Source organism: Haloferula sp. (assembly GCF_049672945.1).
Lineage (GTDB): Bacteria > Verrucomicrobiota > Verrucomicrobiia > Verrucomicrobiales > Akkermansiaceae > Haloferula.
On the sequence record NZ_JBATWY010000146.1, the window covers coordinates 1 to 15,034 of the forward strand.

General features: G+C 58.9%; 13 protein-coding genes. 7 read left to right on the plus strand and 6 right to left on the minus strand.

Annotation, left to right across the window (positions count from 1 at the left end):
* Window positions 1-203 (plus strand): tyrosine-type recombinase/integrase (locus tag WBG04_RS13165; protein WP_424314896.1); only part of this gene is annotated, 203 nt, incomplete at its 5' end.
* 1,052 nt (window positions 204-1,255) lie between these two features.
* On the opposite strand, the gene WBG04_RS13170 is transcribed toward WBG04_RS13165, so the two are convergent.
* From WBG04_RS13170 to WBG04_RS13180, 3 genes are all read right to left on the minus strand, one after another.
* Window positions 1,256-3,202: an amylosucrase gene (locus WBG04_RS13170; RefSeq protein ID WP_424314897.1), complete on the minus strand. Its 1,947-nt coding sequence runs from the start codon at window positions 3,200-3,202 to the stop codon at window positions 1,256-1,258.
* A 128-nt stretch (window positions 3,203-3,330) separates the two neighbouring features.
* Window positions 3,331-3,798, minus strand: coding sequence for a TPR end-of-group domain-containing protein (locus tag WBG04_RS13175; RefSeq protein ID WP_424314898.1), 468 nt, complete (start codon window positions 3,796-3,798; stop codon window positions 3,331-3,333).
* A 67-nt stretch (window positions 3,799-3,865) separates the two neighbouring features.
* On the minus strand, window positions 3,866-4,036 hold the full coding sequence (locus WBG04_RS13180; protein ID WP_424314900.1) for a hypothetical protein: 171 nt from the start codon (window positions 4,034-4,036) through the stop codon (window positions 3,866-3,868).
* Between the two features lie 148 nt (window positions 4,037-4,184).
* On the opposite strand from WBG04_RS13180, the gene dnaG reads away from it, so the two are divergent.
* The 4 genes from dnaG to WBG04_RS13200 all read left to right on the plus strand — a co-directional run bounded on the left by dnaG (window position 4,185) and on the right by WBG04_RS13200 (window position 11,077).
* Entirely contained in the window at window positions 4,185-6,080 is a 1,896-nt protein-coding gene (dnaG, locus tag WBG04_RS13185) for a DNA primase (RefSeq protein WP_424314901.1), read from the plus strand.
* Window positions 6,081-6,205: 125 nt separating this feature from the next.
* Window positions 6,206-8,188, plus strand: a complete 1,983-nt coding sequence (gene rpoD, locus WBG04_RS13190) for an RNA polymerase sigma factor RpoD (protein ID WP_424314902.1) — start codon at window positions 6,206-6,208, stop codon at window positions 8,186-8,188.
* A gap of 133 nt (window positions 8,189-8,321) precedes the next feature.
* Window positions 8,322-9,524: a substrate-binding domain-containing protein gene (locus tag WBG04_RS13195; protein ID WP_424314903.1), complete on the plus strand. Its 1,203-nt coding sequence runs from the start codon at window positions 8,322-8,324 to the stop codon at window positions 9,522-9,524.
* A gap of 338 nt (window positions 9,525-9,862) precedes the next feature.
* The gene (locus WBG04_RS13200; RefSeq protein ID WP_424314904.1) at window positions 9,863-11,077 is read left to right on the plus strand and encodes an aminotransferase class V-fold PLP-dependent enzyme; all 1,215 of its coding nucleotides are present in this window, start codon (window positions 9,863-9,865) and stop codon (window positions 11,075-11,077) included.
* Here WBG04_RS13200 and WBG04_RS13205 read toward each other — a convergent pair.
* Window positions 11,008-11,430: a hypothetical protein gene (locus WBG04_RS13205; RefSeq protein ID WP_424314905.1), complete on the minus strand. Its 423-nt coding sequence runs from the start codon at window positions 11,428-11,430 to the stop codon at window positions 11,008-11,010. The two genes, WBG04_RS13200 and WBG04_RS13205, sit on opposite strands and share 70 nt — an antisense overlap.
* A 183-nt stretch (window positions 11,431-11,613) precedes the next feature.
* On the opposite strand from WBG04_RS13205, the gene WBG04_RS13210 reads away from it, so the two are divergent.
* On the plus strand, window positions 11,614-12,390 hold the full coding sequence (locus WBG04_RS13210) for a 3-keto-disaccharide hydrolase (protein ID WP_424314906.1): 777 nt from the start codon (window positions 11,614-11,616) through the stop codon (window positions 12,388-12,390).
* 76 nt (window positions 12,391-12,466) lie between these two features.
* Window positions 12,467-12,883 carry a SufE family protein gene (locus WBG04_RS13215; RefSeq protein ID WP_424314908.1) on the plus strand — a complete coding sequence of 139 codons (417 nt, stop codon included), beginning with the start codon at window positions 12,467-12,469 and terminating at the stop codon, window positions 12,881-12,883.
* Between the two features lie 19 nt (window positions 12,884-12,902).
* Here the strand turns inward: WBG04_RS13215 and WBG04_RS13220 are convergent, their stop codons facing one another.
* The gene (locus WBG04_RS13220) at window positions 12,903-13,802 is read right to left on the minus strand and encodes a DUF808 domain-containing protein (protein WP_424314909.1); all 900 of its coding nucleotides are present in this window, start codon (window positions 13,800-13,802) and stop codon (window positions 12,903-12,905) included.
* 80 nt (window positions 13,803-13,882) lie between these two features.
* Complete coding sequence (locus WBG04_RS13225) at window positions 13,883-14,803, minus strand: chorismate-binding protein (protein ID WP_424314910.1); 921 nt, start codon at window positions 14,801-14,803, stop codon at window positions 13,883-13,885.
* Between the last annotated feature and the right edge of the window lie 231 nt (window positions 14,804-15,034).

The following is a 15,034-nucleotide window of genomic DNA, read 5'->3' on the forward strand; positions in this document are numbered from 1 at the left end:
TCGGGATCGAGAAGTGGGTCACAAGCCATTCTTTGCGCCATAGTTTCGCGACGGATCTCCTCGAGGCCGGTGTGGATCTCAGGAGGATCCAGGAGCTGCTGGGCCATCAGGACATCACGACGACGGAAATTTACCTGCACGTGGCGCTGGGAGTGAGTGGTCTGGGGGTGACGAGTCCGTTGGATGGGATGTGCGTCGCGTAAAGGGCTTCGTCGCGTCGCGTAAAAGGCTTCGCCCCACGCGATCAGCTCCACGCTATCAGCTCTACGCGATCAGCCCCACGCGATCAGCCCCACGCGATTGGTTGGTGTGATGGAACAGGAGCACCGGGCAGCGATCGGTTTACAAGGGAGAGGCGGGCTGCCGGGGTTGCGGCACGAGGGCGTGCCACCTCCAAGGGCGCGGTAGCGCGGCGGTCCGGTCTTTCTGACTTTCGACTTTCTGACTTTCGACTTTCGACCTTCGACTTTCGACCTCTGTTTACCAGGGCTGCTCGGGTGGGGTGAGCTCTATGGGTGGTTCGACAGGGCAGAAATGCCCTTGCTCCATTGGGTTGGGAGCTTTGGGCATGAGAGACCCAGGGTAGCCTGCGTTTCACTCCGGCAACCCTCGGCTGGGGGACGTAACCCCTTTGGGGTGGATGAAGGAACGCGGCTTGGGAGTCGGTCCTCGCGTAAAGGGCTGCGTCGCGTAAAGGGCTGCGTCGCGTAAAGGGCTTCGTCGCGTAAAGGGCTTCGCCCCACGCGATCAGCCCCACGCGATGGATTGGTGGGCTGTGGCCCATGCGTTTGTTTCGGCGGGCGGACAGAATTGTCCGCGCTCCTTACGAGGTTGCTCTTGCTGCTGCGCGCATCGCCAGCAGGGCTGTCTTGCGGAACAGCGGCAGCAGGCTGCCGCAGTCCACGGGGCCTGTATGGGCAGGCATTTGACAGCGTGTCGGAGGGCTTGGGCAGGGGCCAGGGGCGGACCAGTGGGGGCGCTTGTCCCTGCCTTTTCAGCAGTCGCCCCCTGCCGACAAGCCCTCAAGGTCCGGGCTGGGGCCCGGCTTCTCGAGAATCCTGTCGATCCGTCTCTCCACCATCCGATACCTCGTCATCCTCAAACTCCGCACAACAGGACGAGCGAACTTCATAGCAGCGCTCACAAATCCAGAGCTCACCGAGGCGGATTCCGGTTGGAGCCCCACAGCGGAAACATCGATCTTCATCCGTCGCCTTCTCCGGGGCATTCATGCTCGATCATGAGTGGGATCCATTCACATCAGTGCGGCAAACTGGAGTGGTTCGAGGGTGAGCTTTTCCGTCGCCACGATGCTTTTTCCTGCGACGATATCGGTAAAGGTCTTGCGCATCCCGAGTTGTCTCAGGCGTGTGGCTGGTAGGTCCTGATGGTGCTCGGAGAAGTTCGCGAGACAGAGGATGCTCTGACCTTGGTAGGTCCTGAAGTAGCCAAAGACATGATGATTTCCCGTCGCGACGAACTCGGTGGTGCATTCGTGGAAGGCCTGATTGTTCATGCGGATCTGGGACAGCTTGAGCATGCCGTTGAAGATCCTGCCTTCGATGCTGTCGGGGTCCTTCCTTCGCTCCGCCGCCTCCCAATCAAAGGCCGGCCGGTGCAACCAGCGGTCGTCACCGTCCTTGCCGGGATCGGCATGATAGGAGTGATCGTTCAACTGTCCGATCTCATCACCGAGATAGATCAGCGGAATGCCTCCGATGGTGAAGAGGATGCCGTGGAGCATGAGGATCCGGCGGATGGCGAACTCAATTCCCTCACCGTCGTTCTCCTCGAGAGCTTTCTCCAGTCCGCAGAGGGACGCGGTGGTGCCGCACATCCGGGCATCACCGGTGGTGGGATTGTGCTGAAAGAGACGTCCGCGCGAGAAGCTCCCGGGCGCTTCGCCTGAGAAAAAGCGGTTCAGGAACCAGCGGTGGTCTCCGGGATTGATCCCCATTTCATGGAAATCACGATCCTCGAATCCCCAGCCGATGTCATCATGACAACGGATGTAGTTCACCCATGAACATCCTTCAGGCAGCTTGAAGCGTTTGGGCAGACAGTGCGAGATGACATTCGCATCGCGCGTGGCGATCGAGTTCCAAAGCTGCACCATCAACGGAGGATTGTAGGAAAGACGGCATTCCTTCTCGGAGACGTATTTCTTGATCTCATCCGGAGCCACGATCGCCTCCGATTTGAATACCAAGGCCGGGGCCGAAATTCTGGCGATCGCATTGAAGGCCTGAATCAGCAGATGTGCCTTTTCCAGATTCTCACACGAGGTCCCCTTCTCCTTCCACAGGAAAGGCACGGCATCCATGCGGAGCATTTCGACTCCGGCATTGGCGAGATAGAGCATCTCGCCGGCCATCGCATTGAAAACCGCGGGGTTCTCGTAGTTGAGGTCCCACTGGAAGTTGTTGAAGGTCGTCCAGATCCACTTCCCCATCGAGGTCCGGTAGGTGAACGAACCGGGATGGGCGTCCGGGAAGATCGGGCGCAGGGTGCGCTCATACTCGTCGGGCTCCCGGCGATCCGGATACATCCGGTAGAAATTCATGTAGTAGTCGTCGCCCTGAAAAGCCTTCTGCGCCCACTCGTGCTCATCGGAGGTGTGGTTGAAGACGAAATCAAGCACCAAGCTCATCCCCTGCTGCCGGAGTTCGTCGGCGAGATCACGCAGTTCATTCATCGTCCCGACACCCGGGTCGATTTCCCGATAACTGCTGATCGCGTAACCACCGTCGTCATCTCCTTCCGGACTCTTGAAGAGCGGCATCAAGTGGAGATAGGTCACCCCCATCTCTTTGAGATAAAAGATTTGCTCACGAATCCCCTCGAGGTTTCCGGCGAAGAGGTCGACGTAGGCCATCGCTCCCACCACCCGGTTCGACTGATACCAGTGAGGATGGCCTTCGCGGATCGCGTCGAGGCTTTTCAGATCAGCCGGCCGGTCGAGCCATGCCTGCACCGCGGTCTGGAGGATCGCCTCGACATGGAAGAAAAAATCGTATCCCGGGCCATAGATCCGCCACAGGAGGTCAAACAATGTGGGAAAGTGATCATCGAGCCGATCTTCGAAGGCCTGCCAATCAGCGGTCTCAACCTCGTCGGGAAAGCTCGCCCGCAGGCGGGGCAGGATACGTTCCAGTGAAAGCCGGCTTTCTTTGGCAGTTGGGGTCTGGGCAGTTTGATGCATCGAGAATCTGGGTGGATGGCTCCCTGTCAAGCGGCCGCAGGAAACATGCCACTGGAAAGATCGCGGCAGTCATTGGCGCGCGGGAGTGGGTAGCATACGGGAATTTCGGCTCGAAGCCAACCCCGGGCTCAAGGCCCGTCATCCAACCCGGCCAAGTCCCCGTCTTTTGCCGCCATATCGACCAGTGAAGCATCCATGGCAATGGCCCGAGCGAGATGGGACCTCGCCTGCTTCCGCTCGCCGAGCACGGCATGGTAGCACGCGAGATTGTAGTGGAAGAGCGGATCTTCAATGAGCGCCGACGGACCCGTCAACAGCCAGTTTCGGGCAGCGAGTGTGTCTCCGGTCTCATGAAGGCAGTAGGCCGCGTTGATGAAGAATTGTGGTTCCGTGGGCTCACGCAGGCAGAGCAAGCGTCCGGTATCCGCCCCCGAATTCCAGTGCTGCGCCTGGATTTCCGCGGAGAGCTTCATCTCAAGCGCCTGCTTCCGCATGCGGTCACGCGCACTGAGCGACTGGAGTTCACGAAGCGAATCCTCGGGAAGCCCGAGTTCGAGCCAGCCCAGCGCAGTCTCAAGAGTCCGGACGAAGTCCATTGCCGGAGGATAACCCCCCTTCAATTGGAGTGCAATTCAAGGTTTTCCGGCCCTCGCGAACTCACCATCAGCGGACGCGCACCGGCGCTGGCTCGCCGACAGCTTGGCCACGACGGCGGATCTTTCCCGTCTCCTCGCCCACGCGCTTGAGCATCGCAATCAGGTAGGCGTTGAGAAAATACTCCTTCAACAGCAGCTCGCGTGTCTCTCCCTGCTTATTTTTCTTAACAATCGTCATAATAATTCGGGGTTTCGGGGAAGAATCATTTCCCCCCATTCGCTTACTTCCCTCGTCTCGCTCACAAAGGACACAAATGATTTCCGTAGCGCTGCGTATTTTCACGTTTCGCCTTGGATCTTTCGCCCCGCCACCTACATCCCTTGGCGTGTCACAAATCCCTCGGGAAACCGTCGAACAGGTCCTTGCCGCCACGGACATCGTGGACCTGATCGGCTCGTACCTCCCGGTGAAACGAGCCGGCACTCGCTACGTTTGCAACTGCCCCTTCCACAACGAGAAGACCCCCTCGTTCAGCATCGATCCGGCGCGGCAGTTCTTCCACTGCTTCGGCTGCAAGAAGAGCGGCGATGCCCTCACCTTTGTCCGCGACTACGAAGGCCTCACTTTTGTCGACGCGGTGAAAAAACTCGCTGGCAAGTCCGGCATCGCGATCGTCGAGGAAGCCGTCGACCCGAAAGAGGAACGCGCCCGGCGGGATCGCGGACGCCTGCTCGACCTCCACCGCGAGGCCTCGCGATTTTTCCACGAACTGCTGCTCAAGTCCCCCGACGCCGCGCACGCCCGCGAGTATCTCAAGTCGCGCGGTTTTGGAAAGGAGATGGCCGAGCGCTGGGAAGTGGGCTGGGCACCCGAGTTTCCCAAGACCTTTCTCGACTGGGCCCGGGAGAAAGGCCTGCGTGGCCGCGACCTGGTCAACTCCGGCCTCGCCATTCAGCGCGACAACAGCAACGGGCTCTACATCCGCTTTCGGGATCGGCTGATGTTTCCCGTCCGCAATGACCACGGCGATGTGATCGCATTCTCAGGCCGACAGCTGCGCGAAGATCCCCGTTCCGGAAAATACATCAATTCTCCCGAGACCGCGCTGTTCAAGAAATCCAACGTGCTGTTCGCCCTCGACAAGGCACGCAAGGGCATCCTCGACGCCAAGTCCGTGCTGATCTGCGAAGGCCAGATCGACGCCATTTGCTGCCAGGAACAGGGCATCACGAATGCCATCGCCACCTTGGGCACCGCCTGCACGCCTCAGCACGCGAAGAACCTGAAACGCTACACCAAGCAGGCCATTCTCTGTTTCGACGCCGACAGCGCGGGGTTCTCCGCCGCCGAGCGCGCTTTCCGCGAATGCGCCGCCGTTGGCATTTCCGTCCGTGTCGTGCGCATGCCCGCTGGCGAGGATCCCGATTCCTTCATGAAAAAGAACGGCGCGGATGCCTTCCGCCAGCTGCTTGATGAAGCCATCAACTTTTTCGACTTCATGATCGAGCGGGCGAAGATCGAGAACCGCCTCGGCGGCCCTCAGGAGCGTGCCGAATTCTCCCGCGAAGTGGCGCCCCTGCTCGCGGTCATTGCCGATGCGGTCACTCGCGATGCGATGATCAACCACGTCGCGACCCGCTTGCGCGGCGGCGTCCCCGAGCTTCGCGATGCCGTGAGCCGTGCTGCCCGGGGTGCCAGCACCGCTCGCCGCTTCGAGCGCCGCCGGGACGACGAGCCTGCTCCTCCAACACCGGTCGAACCAAGCGCCCTCGAACCGACGATTGGCTACCTTTGCGCTCTCGCCCTCCATTCCTTCGAGGCCCGTCAATCGCTTGCCGAACAATTCGAGACGCTTCACGAGATGGCGGGTCACGTCGATGGCATCCCGCTGCTCCGCAAGATTCTTGCCGATCGGGGTGATTCCGACACACCGGCCGCCATCAACACCTTCATGGCGAGTCTCAGCGAGTCCGAGCGCCTCGCCCTGCACGCGGATCCCACATTCTCTGAAGCCCTTCCGGAGAATCCGCTGGAGGCAAGCCACCAGGCTCTTGCCGAGGCCAGTGCCTTGGCTTTGGAGCGCGAGGACGCCTCGATCAAAGCCGCCCTGGCCGAACCCGGCATCGACATCGCCGAGCAAATCAAACTGCTCCAGCGAGCCAAGGAGATCGCCGATCTTCTCGGCTCCCTCCCCAACCGGGCCATCACCACCGACCGTTACGCACCGAAAAGGAGGCGCCGAAAGCCCGATAGTCCTTGGAAAAACAGGCAATCATCCTAGGAAAGAAATCCTTGACGCATCCGGTGAACGCATAAATCGTCCCGCCCGCTCAGCGACCTACGGCCGCTAGGCCCTACACTAGGTGAGGTCTGTCCCGACTTAGCCGACTTCCGAGTATTTTCCACATGTCCACCAAGAAAGCTTCCGCCAAAAAGACGGCAACCAAGAAAGCCAAGGCCGCACCGAAATCCCAGGCCAAAGCACCCGCGCGGAAAGCTGCCCCCAAAAAGAAAATCGCTGCGAAGAAAGTCGCCGCGAAGAAGGCGGCTCCCAAGAAGGCCGCCGTCAAAAAGGTCGCCGTCAAAAAGGTCGCCGTCAAAAAGGTCGCCGCCAAAAAGAAGGCACCCGCCAAGACCGCTGCCAAGACCGAGCCAAAAACTCCCGCCGACAAAAAGAAATCTGCTCCGAAGCCGGCCGCCAAAGTCGAAACAAAGAGGAGTATCGCCAAAGCCGCGAAGGCCGAAGAGGCCGCATCCGGAAAGAAGGATGAAAAGAAGCGCCGCATCGATACTCCTGAGATTCAGGAAAAGATCCGCGAACTGATCAAGCTCGCCAAGGAACAAGAGTATCTGACCTATGACGACATCAACGAGATCCTGCCGAACGATCTCGTTGAGCCTTCCGATGTCGAAGCCATCATGCAGCAACTCCGCGACATGGAGTTCGACATCATCGATGCTTCGGAAGTTGATCGCTTCAAGGACAAGAAGAAGGAAGACAGCGACGACGAGCCCGAGGAAACGAAGGACCAGAAGCTCGACATCCTCGACGACCCCGTCCGGATGTATCTCAAGCAGATGGGCCAGGTTCCCCTTCTGACCCGCGAGCAGGAAGTTGAAATCTCCAAGCGTATCGAAGATGCCGAGATCGAGGTTTCCAAACAACTTCATCTCTTCGGCTTCGTTGCCGATAGCTACCTCGAACTCGCCGAAAAACTGACCAAGGGCAAGGAGCGCTTCGACCGTGTGATTCTCGACAAAAAGATCGAATCGCGCGAGCGCTACATGAAGACGCTGCCGAAGCTCTGCGAGCAACTCAAGCAGCTTCACGCCGAGAACGAGAACATCTTCCGCCAACTCGCCTCAAAGGCGCCGCGCGGTAAAAAGAAGCTTCAGGAAAATTTCGAAAAGAACCTCCAGACGCTGCACCGGACTTATTCCCGCTTCTACTTCAAGCAGAAGGTCACCGAGGATTTCTGCGAGCAAGTCGAGGACTACCAGAGCAAGTTCTGGAAGTACGGTCGCAAGGTGAAGAGCAACCCGGACGACAAGGAGTTCGAAACCAAGATCCGTGAAATCCAACAGCGCGCCTGGCACATCGAGGAGGACTTTGACGAAACGAACAAGCAACTCCGCCACTGGCTCAAGGAAGCACTCAAGGCCAAGACCGAGATGGTCGAAGCCAACCTGCGACTCGTCATTTCCATCGCCAAGAAATACACCAACCGCGGCCTCTCATTCCTCGACCTGATCCAGGAAGGCAACATGGGCCTGATGAAGGCCGTCGAGAAATTCGAATACCGCCGCGGCTACAAGTTCTCGACCTACGCCACCTGGTGGATTCGTCAGGCCATCACCCGCTCGATCGCCGACCAGGCCCGGACCATCCGGATCCCGGTTCACATGATCGAGACGATCAACAAGCTGATGCGCGTCCAGAAGCAGCTCGTTCAAGAATACGGCCGCGAACCTTCCCCGGAAGAAATTGCCGAGGAAATTCACCTTCCCGTCGAGCGCGTCCGCGCCGTCCTCAAGATGGCCCAGCAGCCGATCTCGCTGCAGGCCCCCGTCGGTGATTCGGACGACACTTCCTTCGGTGATTTCATCGAAGACAAGGCCGCCGAGAACCCGATGGAAGAAGCCGGCTTCGCGATGCTCAAGGAAAAGATCGGCGACGTGCTCTGCACCCTGACCGAGCGTGAACGCGAAGTGCTCGAACAACGCTTCGGCCTCAAGGACGGCTACAGCCGCACGCTCGAAGAAGTGGGTCGTCAGTTCCAGGTAACCCGCGAACGGATTCGCCAGATTGAAGCCAAGGCACTCCGGAAAATGCGCCACCCGACCCGTATCCGGAAGCTGGAAGGCTTCATCGAACTCCCGGGGATGTAATCCAACCCCGAATCAGAGCGACTTTCATCAGGCCGGGCCAAAGGCCCGGCCTCATTTTTGCGCTCTGGGAAAAAAATTCGCAGATGGCGCATTTTATCAAGGCGATCCCACAATTTGCGGTGTAGTCTTTTCAATGTCCAATTGCCCAACCGGAGCCCCCACCAGGATTGTCGCGGTTCTCTCCGCGGTCAGCGTGCGACGCTACGTCCCGGGAATCGTCCGCTACGGCCGCCCGAATACCAGCGTCTGGCAGCTGGACCCGCGACACGATACCAAACAATTGCTGTCCATGTTTCGCGAATGGGAACCGGCAGGCATGATCCTCGAACACATGCCCGGTGTCACCGATAGCCTGCTTGATCTCGATATCCCGAAAGTCACCGTCCACTATGACTTCGACAAGCGATCAGACCTCGGCTGGGTCGACGTCAACGATCATCAGGTCGGTGAGCTTGCGGCTGGCTTCTTCATGGACAAGCGACTGAACCATTTCGGCTTCTTTGGTGTGGATACCCAATGGTCCGCGCAGCGGCTGGAAGGCTTTCAAAAGTGCCTTGCTGGAAACGGACACGAAGCCACCACCTTCTTCGATCGTCGACCGGGAAATGACCGCTACAACGACTACTGGCCGGCACCCGGGCATGAACTCCTCAAGTGGCTCAATGACATTCCCAAACCCTGCGGCATTCTCGCTGCCCACGACCCCCTCGGGCGCGCGCTCATTGAAGCATGCGCAGTGGCCGGCATCGACGTCCCGCGTGATGTCGCGGTCCTCGGCGTCAACGATGACCCGCTCGTCTGCTCCCTCAGCCAACCGCAGCTCTCGTCCGTGCGCGTTCCCTGGCAGCGCCTCGGATTCGAATTGATGGGAATCCTTGATCGCATGCTCGCCGGCGAAGCACCCGAGCACCGGCTCATCTCCCCCGGCACGATTGGTGAACGTTTTTCAACCGATGTGCTTGCCGTCGGCAGCCCCTTGGTCGCTCGCGCCCTCGAATTGATCCGGGAACAGATCTCCGCCGGAGTCAACGTCGCCCAGATCACCGAGAAACTGGGATGCTCACGTCGCCATCTGGAACGCCTGTTCCGCGAACATCTTGGTCGCTCGCCGAAAGACGAGATCACTTCCCGGCAACTCGCCATCGCACGCGATCTGCTGCTCAACAGCCGCCTCAAGGTCGCTGCCATCGCCGGAGAAGCAGGATTCCACAGCGTCGAGCGCTTCTATGCCATGTTCCGCCGCATGGAAAACATGAGCCCCGGAACCTACCGCCGGCTCGGGGGCCGACAGCCACCGCCGGAGCCTTCCGGAGAGACCCAGAATGACACGGCCTGAACGCTCCTCCAAATCCTCATCCTCATCCTCATCCTCGTCCTCATCCTCGTCCTCATCCTCATCCTCATCCTCATCCTCATCCTCATCCTCATCCTCATCCTCATCCTCATCCTCATCCTCGTTCTCGTTCTCGTTCTCGTTCTCGTTCTCGTTCTCGAATCGAATCAAATCGAATCGGATGGCTCTTCATGCTCGATTTTTCGAGGATGAGGGACGACGACGAGAACGAGGACGATTTGAGAAAGATGGGTGCGAATCGCGACACCACGCCGCCTTCCGGAGAATCCGCATGATTTTTCGCGTGCATCGAAGCACTTGCCGTCATCCCTTCTTTCCACATGGCTCTTGATTTGGAAGCAATCCGCAGCGAGTTCCCCATCCTCTCAAGCGAGGTCAATGGGAAGCCTCTGGTGTATCTCGACAATGCGGCCACTTCCCAGACGCCCCGCGCCGTTCTCAACGCCTCCCGGCACTACTACGAGGCCCTGAATTCGAACATTCATCGCGGCACCCACTTGCTCGCTCGAAAGGCGACCGAGGCCCACGAAAATGCCCGCACCACCGTCGCCCGCCACCTGAACTCCGCGTCACCCGACGAAGTGATCTTCACTGCGGGGACCACCGACAGCATTAATCTGGTCGCCAACATCCTTGATTTGAGAGTTGGCCCCGGCGATGAGATCCTGATTTCGACGCTCGAACACCACTCGAACATCGTCCCCTGGCAAATGCTCTGCGAGCGTTCGGGAGCCACGCTTAAAGTCATCCCCTGTGACGATCAGGGCATTCTGGATCAGGAGGCCTTTTCCTCCCTGCTCTCGGAGAAGACCCGGGTCCTTTCCCTCACCTGGATATCGAACGCCTTCGGCACCGTGAACCCCGTGTTCGAAATGACGAAGGCAGCCAAACAGGCAGGAGCGATCGTGTTGATTGATGCAGCTCAAGCCGTGCCGCACCTCGCGATCGACGTTCAGGCCCTCGGGGCGGACTTCGTCGCCTTCTCCGGCCACAAGGTCTACGCACCTACGGGAATCGGCGTACTTTGGGGTCGGCGGGAGCTTCTCGAATCCCTTCCCCCATGGCGGGGCGGCGGTGAAATGATCAAGGAAGTCAGCTTCGAAAAAACCACCTACAACGATCTCCCCTTCAAATACGAAGCCGGCACTCCGAACATCGAGGGAGCGATCGCCTTGGCCGCCGCTTTCGATTTCGTCGAGCAACTCGGGATCGACCAGATTCATGCCCATGAAACCCACCTGATCCGAAAGACCGCCGAAGGGCTCTCGGAAATCCCGGGAATCCACCTTTACGGTCCGAATGATCGCGCGGGCGCGATTTCCTTCTCCATCAAGGGCGTCCACCACTACGACCTCGGAACCCTGATCGACCAAATGGGTGTCGCTGTCCGGACCGGCCACCATTGCTGCCAACCGCTCATGGCTCGTTTCGGCATCACGGGAACGACCCGCGCCTCCTTTGCCGTCTACAACACCGACGCCGATGTCGAAACCCTCATCGCCTCGCTAAGCAGAGCCGCGATGATGCTGAGTTGAATGGGGTGTCGGAATTCAGTCCGCAAAGTGGATGGCGGCAATCGGTGGGGCATCACGAAGCGTGCGCGCAATTCCGGGACCATCTCTCTGGTTCCGAGCCACCAGTCTGGCGCAGTCGGGAGTCGGCATCCGGTCAGATCAATTTCGAGCCGCTCGGCACGAGTCCCTTCCTCAGTCACCAGGACCCGGTAGATCCCGCCATACTGATCGGAAGCCGCCAGATCGCCATTGGCCAGCTTGGTGAGCGAATCCCAGCTCCCCCACTCTTTGGGAACCTCGAAAAGCTTCTCGACCACGAAATCAGCTGCCACCTCGAAATCGGAAGTGCAAAGCTCGGTCTTCTGCAGCTTCACCGCTGGTTCAGACCCTGACGAATCCGCCGCCCCAGAAAGCTGAAGGCATGGCAGGAGTAAGAAAAATGAACATCGCATCATTTGATTCGAGCCCGCTACGACTCAGTTTCAACAGATCGTGAAAGAAAGGCTACTTTTCGGAAAAATTCTGTCACTCCCGCTCGCGGCTTCTAGACTGCCTCCATGACCCTGTTACGCCATTTCTCGCTCTTCTTTTCGCGGCGATTCATGCTGCCCCTGATCGCCATTTGCGGCTTCCAGCCATCGCTGGCCGACGACTCCACGAGCAAGGAAACCTGGATTCAGCTCTTCAACGGCAAGGACCTTGATGGGTGGACGCCGAAATTCAAAGGCCACGAGCTCGGAGTGAATCTCCATGACACGTTCAAGGTCGAAGACGGTCTGTTGGTCATCGACTACTCCAAGTGGGAAGAATTCAACGGCAAATTCGGCCACCTCTTCTACAAGACGCCCTACTCCCACTATCGTCTGCGTGCCACCTATCGCTTTGTCGGCGAGCAGGTCAAAGGAGGTCCCGCCTGGGCGATTCGGAACAACGGATTCATGATCCACTGCCAGGATCCCAAGACGCTCGCCAAGGACCAGGACTTCCCCAATAGTATTGAAGTCCAGCTCCTGGGTGGCCTCGGTAAGGGCGATCGGGGGACTCTGAATATCTGTACGCCTGGCACCCAGCTTGTCTGGGACGGGGCTCTCAACAAGAACCACGTGATTGAGACCGGAGGACCGACCTTCGATGGCGACCAGTGGGTCAGCGTGGAAATCGAAGTCCGTGGTGACGAAGTGATCAAACACATCGTCGGAGACACCGTGGTCTGCGAGTATTCCAAGCCCCAACTCGACGATGGCACGCCTTTGACCGGCGGCTACATCTCGATTCAGGCGGAATCCAGCCCGACCGAATTCAAATCAATCGAACTTCTGCCGCTAGACGATTGAGTCAGGCCATGGAATCGCCACTCGCATCGAGTTTCCGCGTGCATTTCCGATCATCCGGCCTTCCCATCCCCTCGTCATGAGTATTGCGGACAAACAGCAGCAGGTTCTCGACGAACTGGGCCTCTTCCAAGACTGGCAGGAGCGCTATGAGTATGTCATTGGACTGGGAAAACAGTTACCGGAAATGCCCGAGGAGCTCCACACCGCTGAACGTCTCATCAAAGGCTGCCAATCCCAGGTTTGGCTCGAGGCCACCAGCACTGATGGAAAAATCCAGTTCCTCGCCGACTCGGATTCCGTGATCACCAAAGGCATGATCGCCCTCTTCGTCCGCGTGCTCGATGGCGAGTCGGTCGATGACGTCCTCACCGCCGACCTCTCTTTCATCGATCAAACCGGCCTCAAGGAACACCTCGCACCCACTCGCGCGAATGCCCTCAACCTGATGGCGACCCAGATGAAGCAGCGCGCCTTGGAATTTGCCAAGGCTTGAAGCCTCTTCATCTCCTTAGTCAATGCCCCTTCCCCGCCAACTTCATGATCGGATGAAGCACGGCGAGGACCACGGCACCGGCTAGAATACCGGAGACGCCATGGAGCAATGCCGGGACGACGGCCCCAAGCAAGGCTCCCATACCTTCGGACACGTGCTCGACCCAATGATGCACGAATGGAATGCCGTGAACCAGAATCTGACCACCGACGAGGAACATCGCGATGGTTCCGACGATCGACAGTGTCTTCATCAGGAACGGTGCCGCCCACAAGATTCCTCGCCCCATCATTTGCAGGCCACCCTGCTTCTGACTCAGATACAAACCCAAGTCGTCGAGCTTCACAATGCAAGCCACCAGTCCGTAGACACCCACGGTCATGATTAAGGCAATCGCGGAAAGCACCAAGGCCTGCGTGGCAAAAGGCTTCGAAGCGACTACTCCGAGGGAAATGACGATGATCTCGGCGGAGAGGACGAAGTCCGTCCGGATCGCCCCCTTGATCTTCCCTTTCTCGTCCACCCCACCCGCTTCGATCTCCTTGAGCTCCTTCGCCGCCTCCTCGGGCGTCCTCTTGCTCCGATGAAAAAAGTGATTCACCAACTTCTCAACCCCCTCGTAGCACAGGTAGGCGCCACCGATCATCAGCAGCGGGGTCACGGCCCATGGTGCGAACTTGTTGAGTGCCAGCGCGGCCGGCACCAGGATCAGCTTGTTGACAAACGAACCCTTCGCCACCGACCAGACGACCGGTAGCTCCCGCTTCGCGACCACGCCACTGACCTGCTGGGCATTCAGCGCAAGATCATCTCCAAGCACACCAGCCGTTTTGGAGGCGGCCTTCTTGGTCATCAGCGCGACATCATCCAGAATCGTCGCAATATCATCGAGCAGAGCAAAGAGACTCGCACCAGCCATCCCCGATCATGGGCCTGAAGCCCCTCGTGAAGGAAACAAAATTTCACTCGGGAGATTCCAACACGGTTGCCATCCCAAAGTCACAGCGCAAACCGCGTCTTCACGGCTTCGCGCTTCAGCCGCAGCTCCCGCCACTCGTTGACCAGCCGGCTGGCCTCGATGACTCCGCATCCCGCGGGCAGTCGCACGTCCACGCCCGACCACCAGATTCCCCGGATGGCGACGATCGCTTGAAATTCCCCATCCACGATCGCCCCGAAAGGCGCACCGAACTCGGCAGGTGCTCCCAATCGCGATCGCCATTCGATCAAGCGTGACAGGGTCTCTCCGGTGCGTGGCAAAGGACCAAGCGCCGGAGTCGGATGAAGGCGACGGATCAACGTCGTCACCTCGGGAGACTGATCCAGTTCCACTTCGATCGGTGTGTGAAAGTGAACGATCGACCCCAGGGCCATGATCCCACGTGGACCGCGCTGCAGTTCACCAAGATCACCAAGTTTTGAGACCAGCGCCTGAGCGACAAATTCGTGCTCCCGGATCTCCTTCTCATCGACCTCTAGTACTTCCCGCTCCTCCGCTCTTGCCGTGCCTGCAAGCGCCATGGTCAGCAGACGAGTGCCGGACACCCGCAGCAAATACTCCGGCGATTGCCCGGCGAATCCACCGGAGGAATCGAGGAACCCGTAGGGAACAAGAGGCTCGGGGCAGTCACCCGATAGAAACAGGGAGCCTGCCTCACCGCCGGAAATCGTGCCCTTCTCCACCACCACGGGCACGGTTTTTTCAAAGGTGCCGCGACGGATTGAATCGGTGATCTCCTGAAACACCCCGGCGAAGTCCGAAGCTTCCAGAGGCTGCCAATCGACACTCACCTGGCGACCATCACTCAGATCCTCCCGATCCAGCCACTTCCATGATGCCGGCACCAACCAAGGCTCCGGATTCGAGAGACCGAAGTCATTGCGATAGAATGCCACCCCCGATTCAGGAGCACCAGCCATCGATTCAAAAGGCCCTTCTCCCATCAGAACCCGACCATCGGACCACCCGAGATATGCCCTGCCGGCAGCCTTCACGACCTGCCCTCCATCTCTTGCCGATCTCGCAAGGTTGGCAAATATCCCAAGCCCGCTCCGAACATTGTGCTCATCTTCGACAGGTTCTACTCACGGGAGCTCAAGCGGTCAACGGAAGCTGTCTGGCGAGACAAAAGACATCCGCCTGATTTTGCC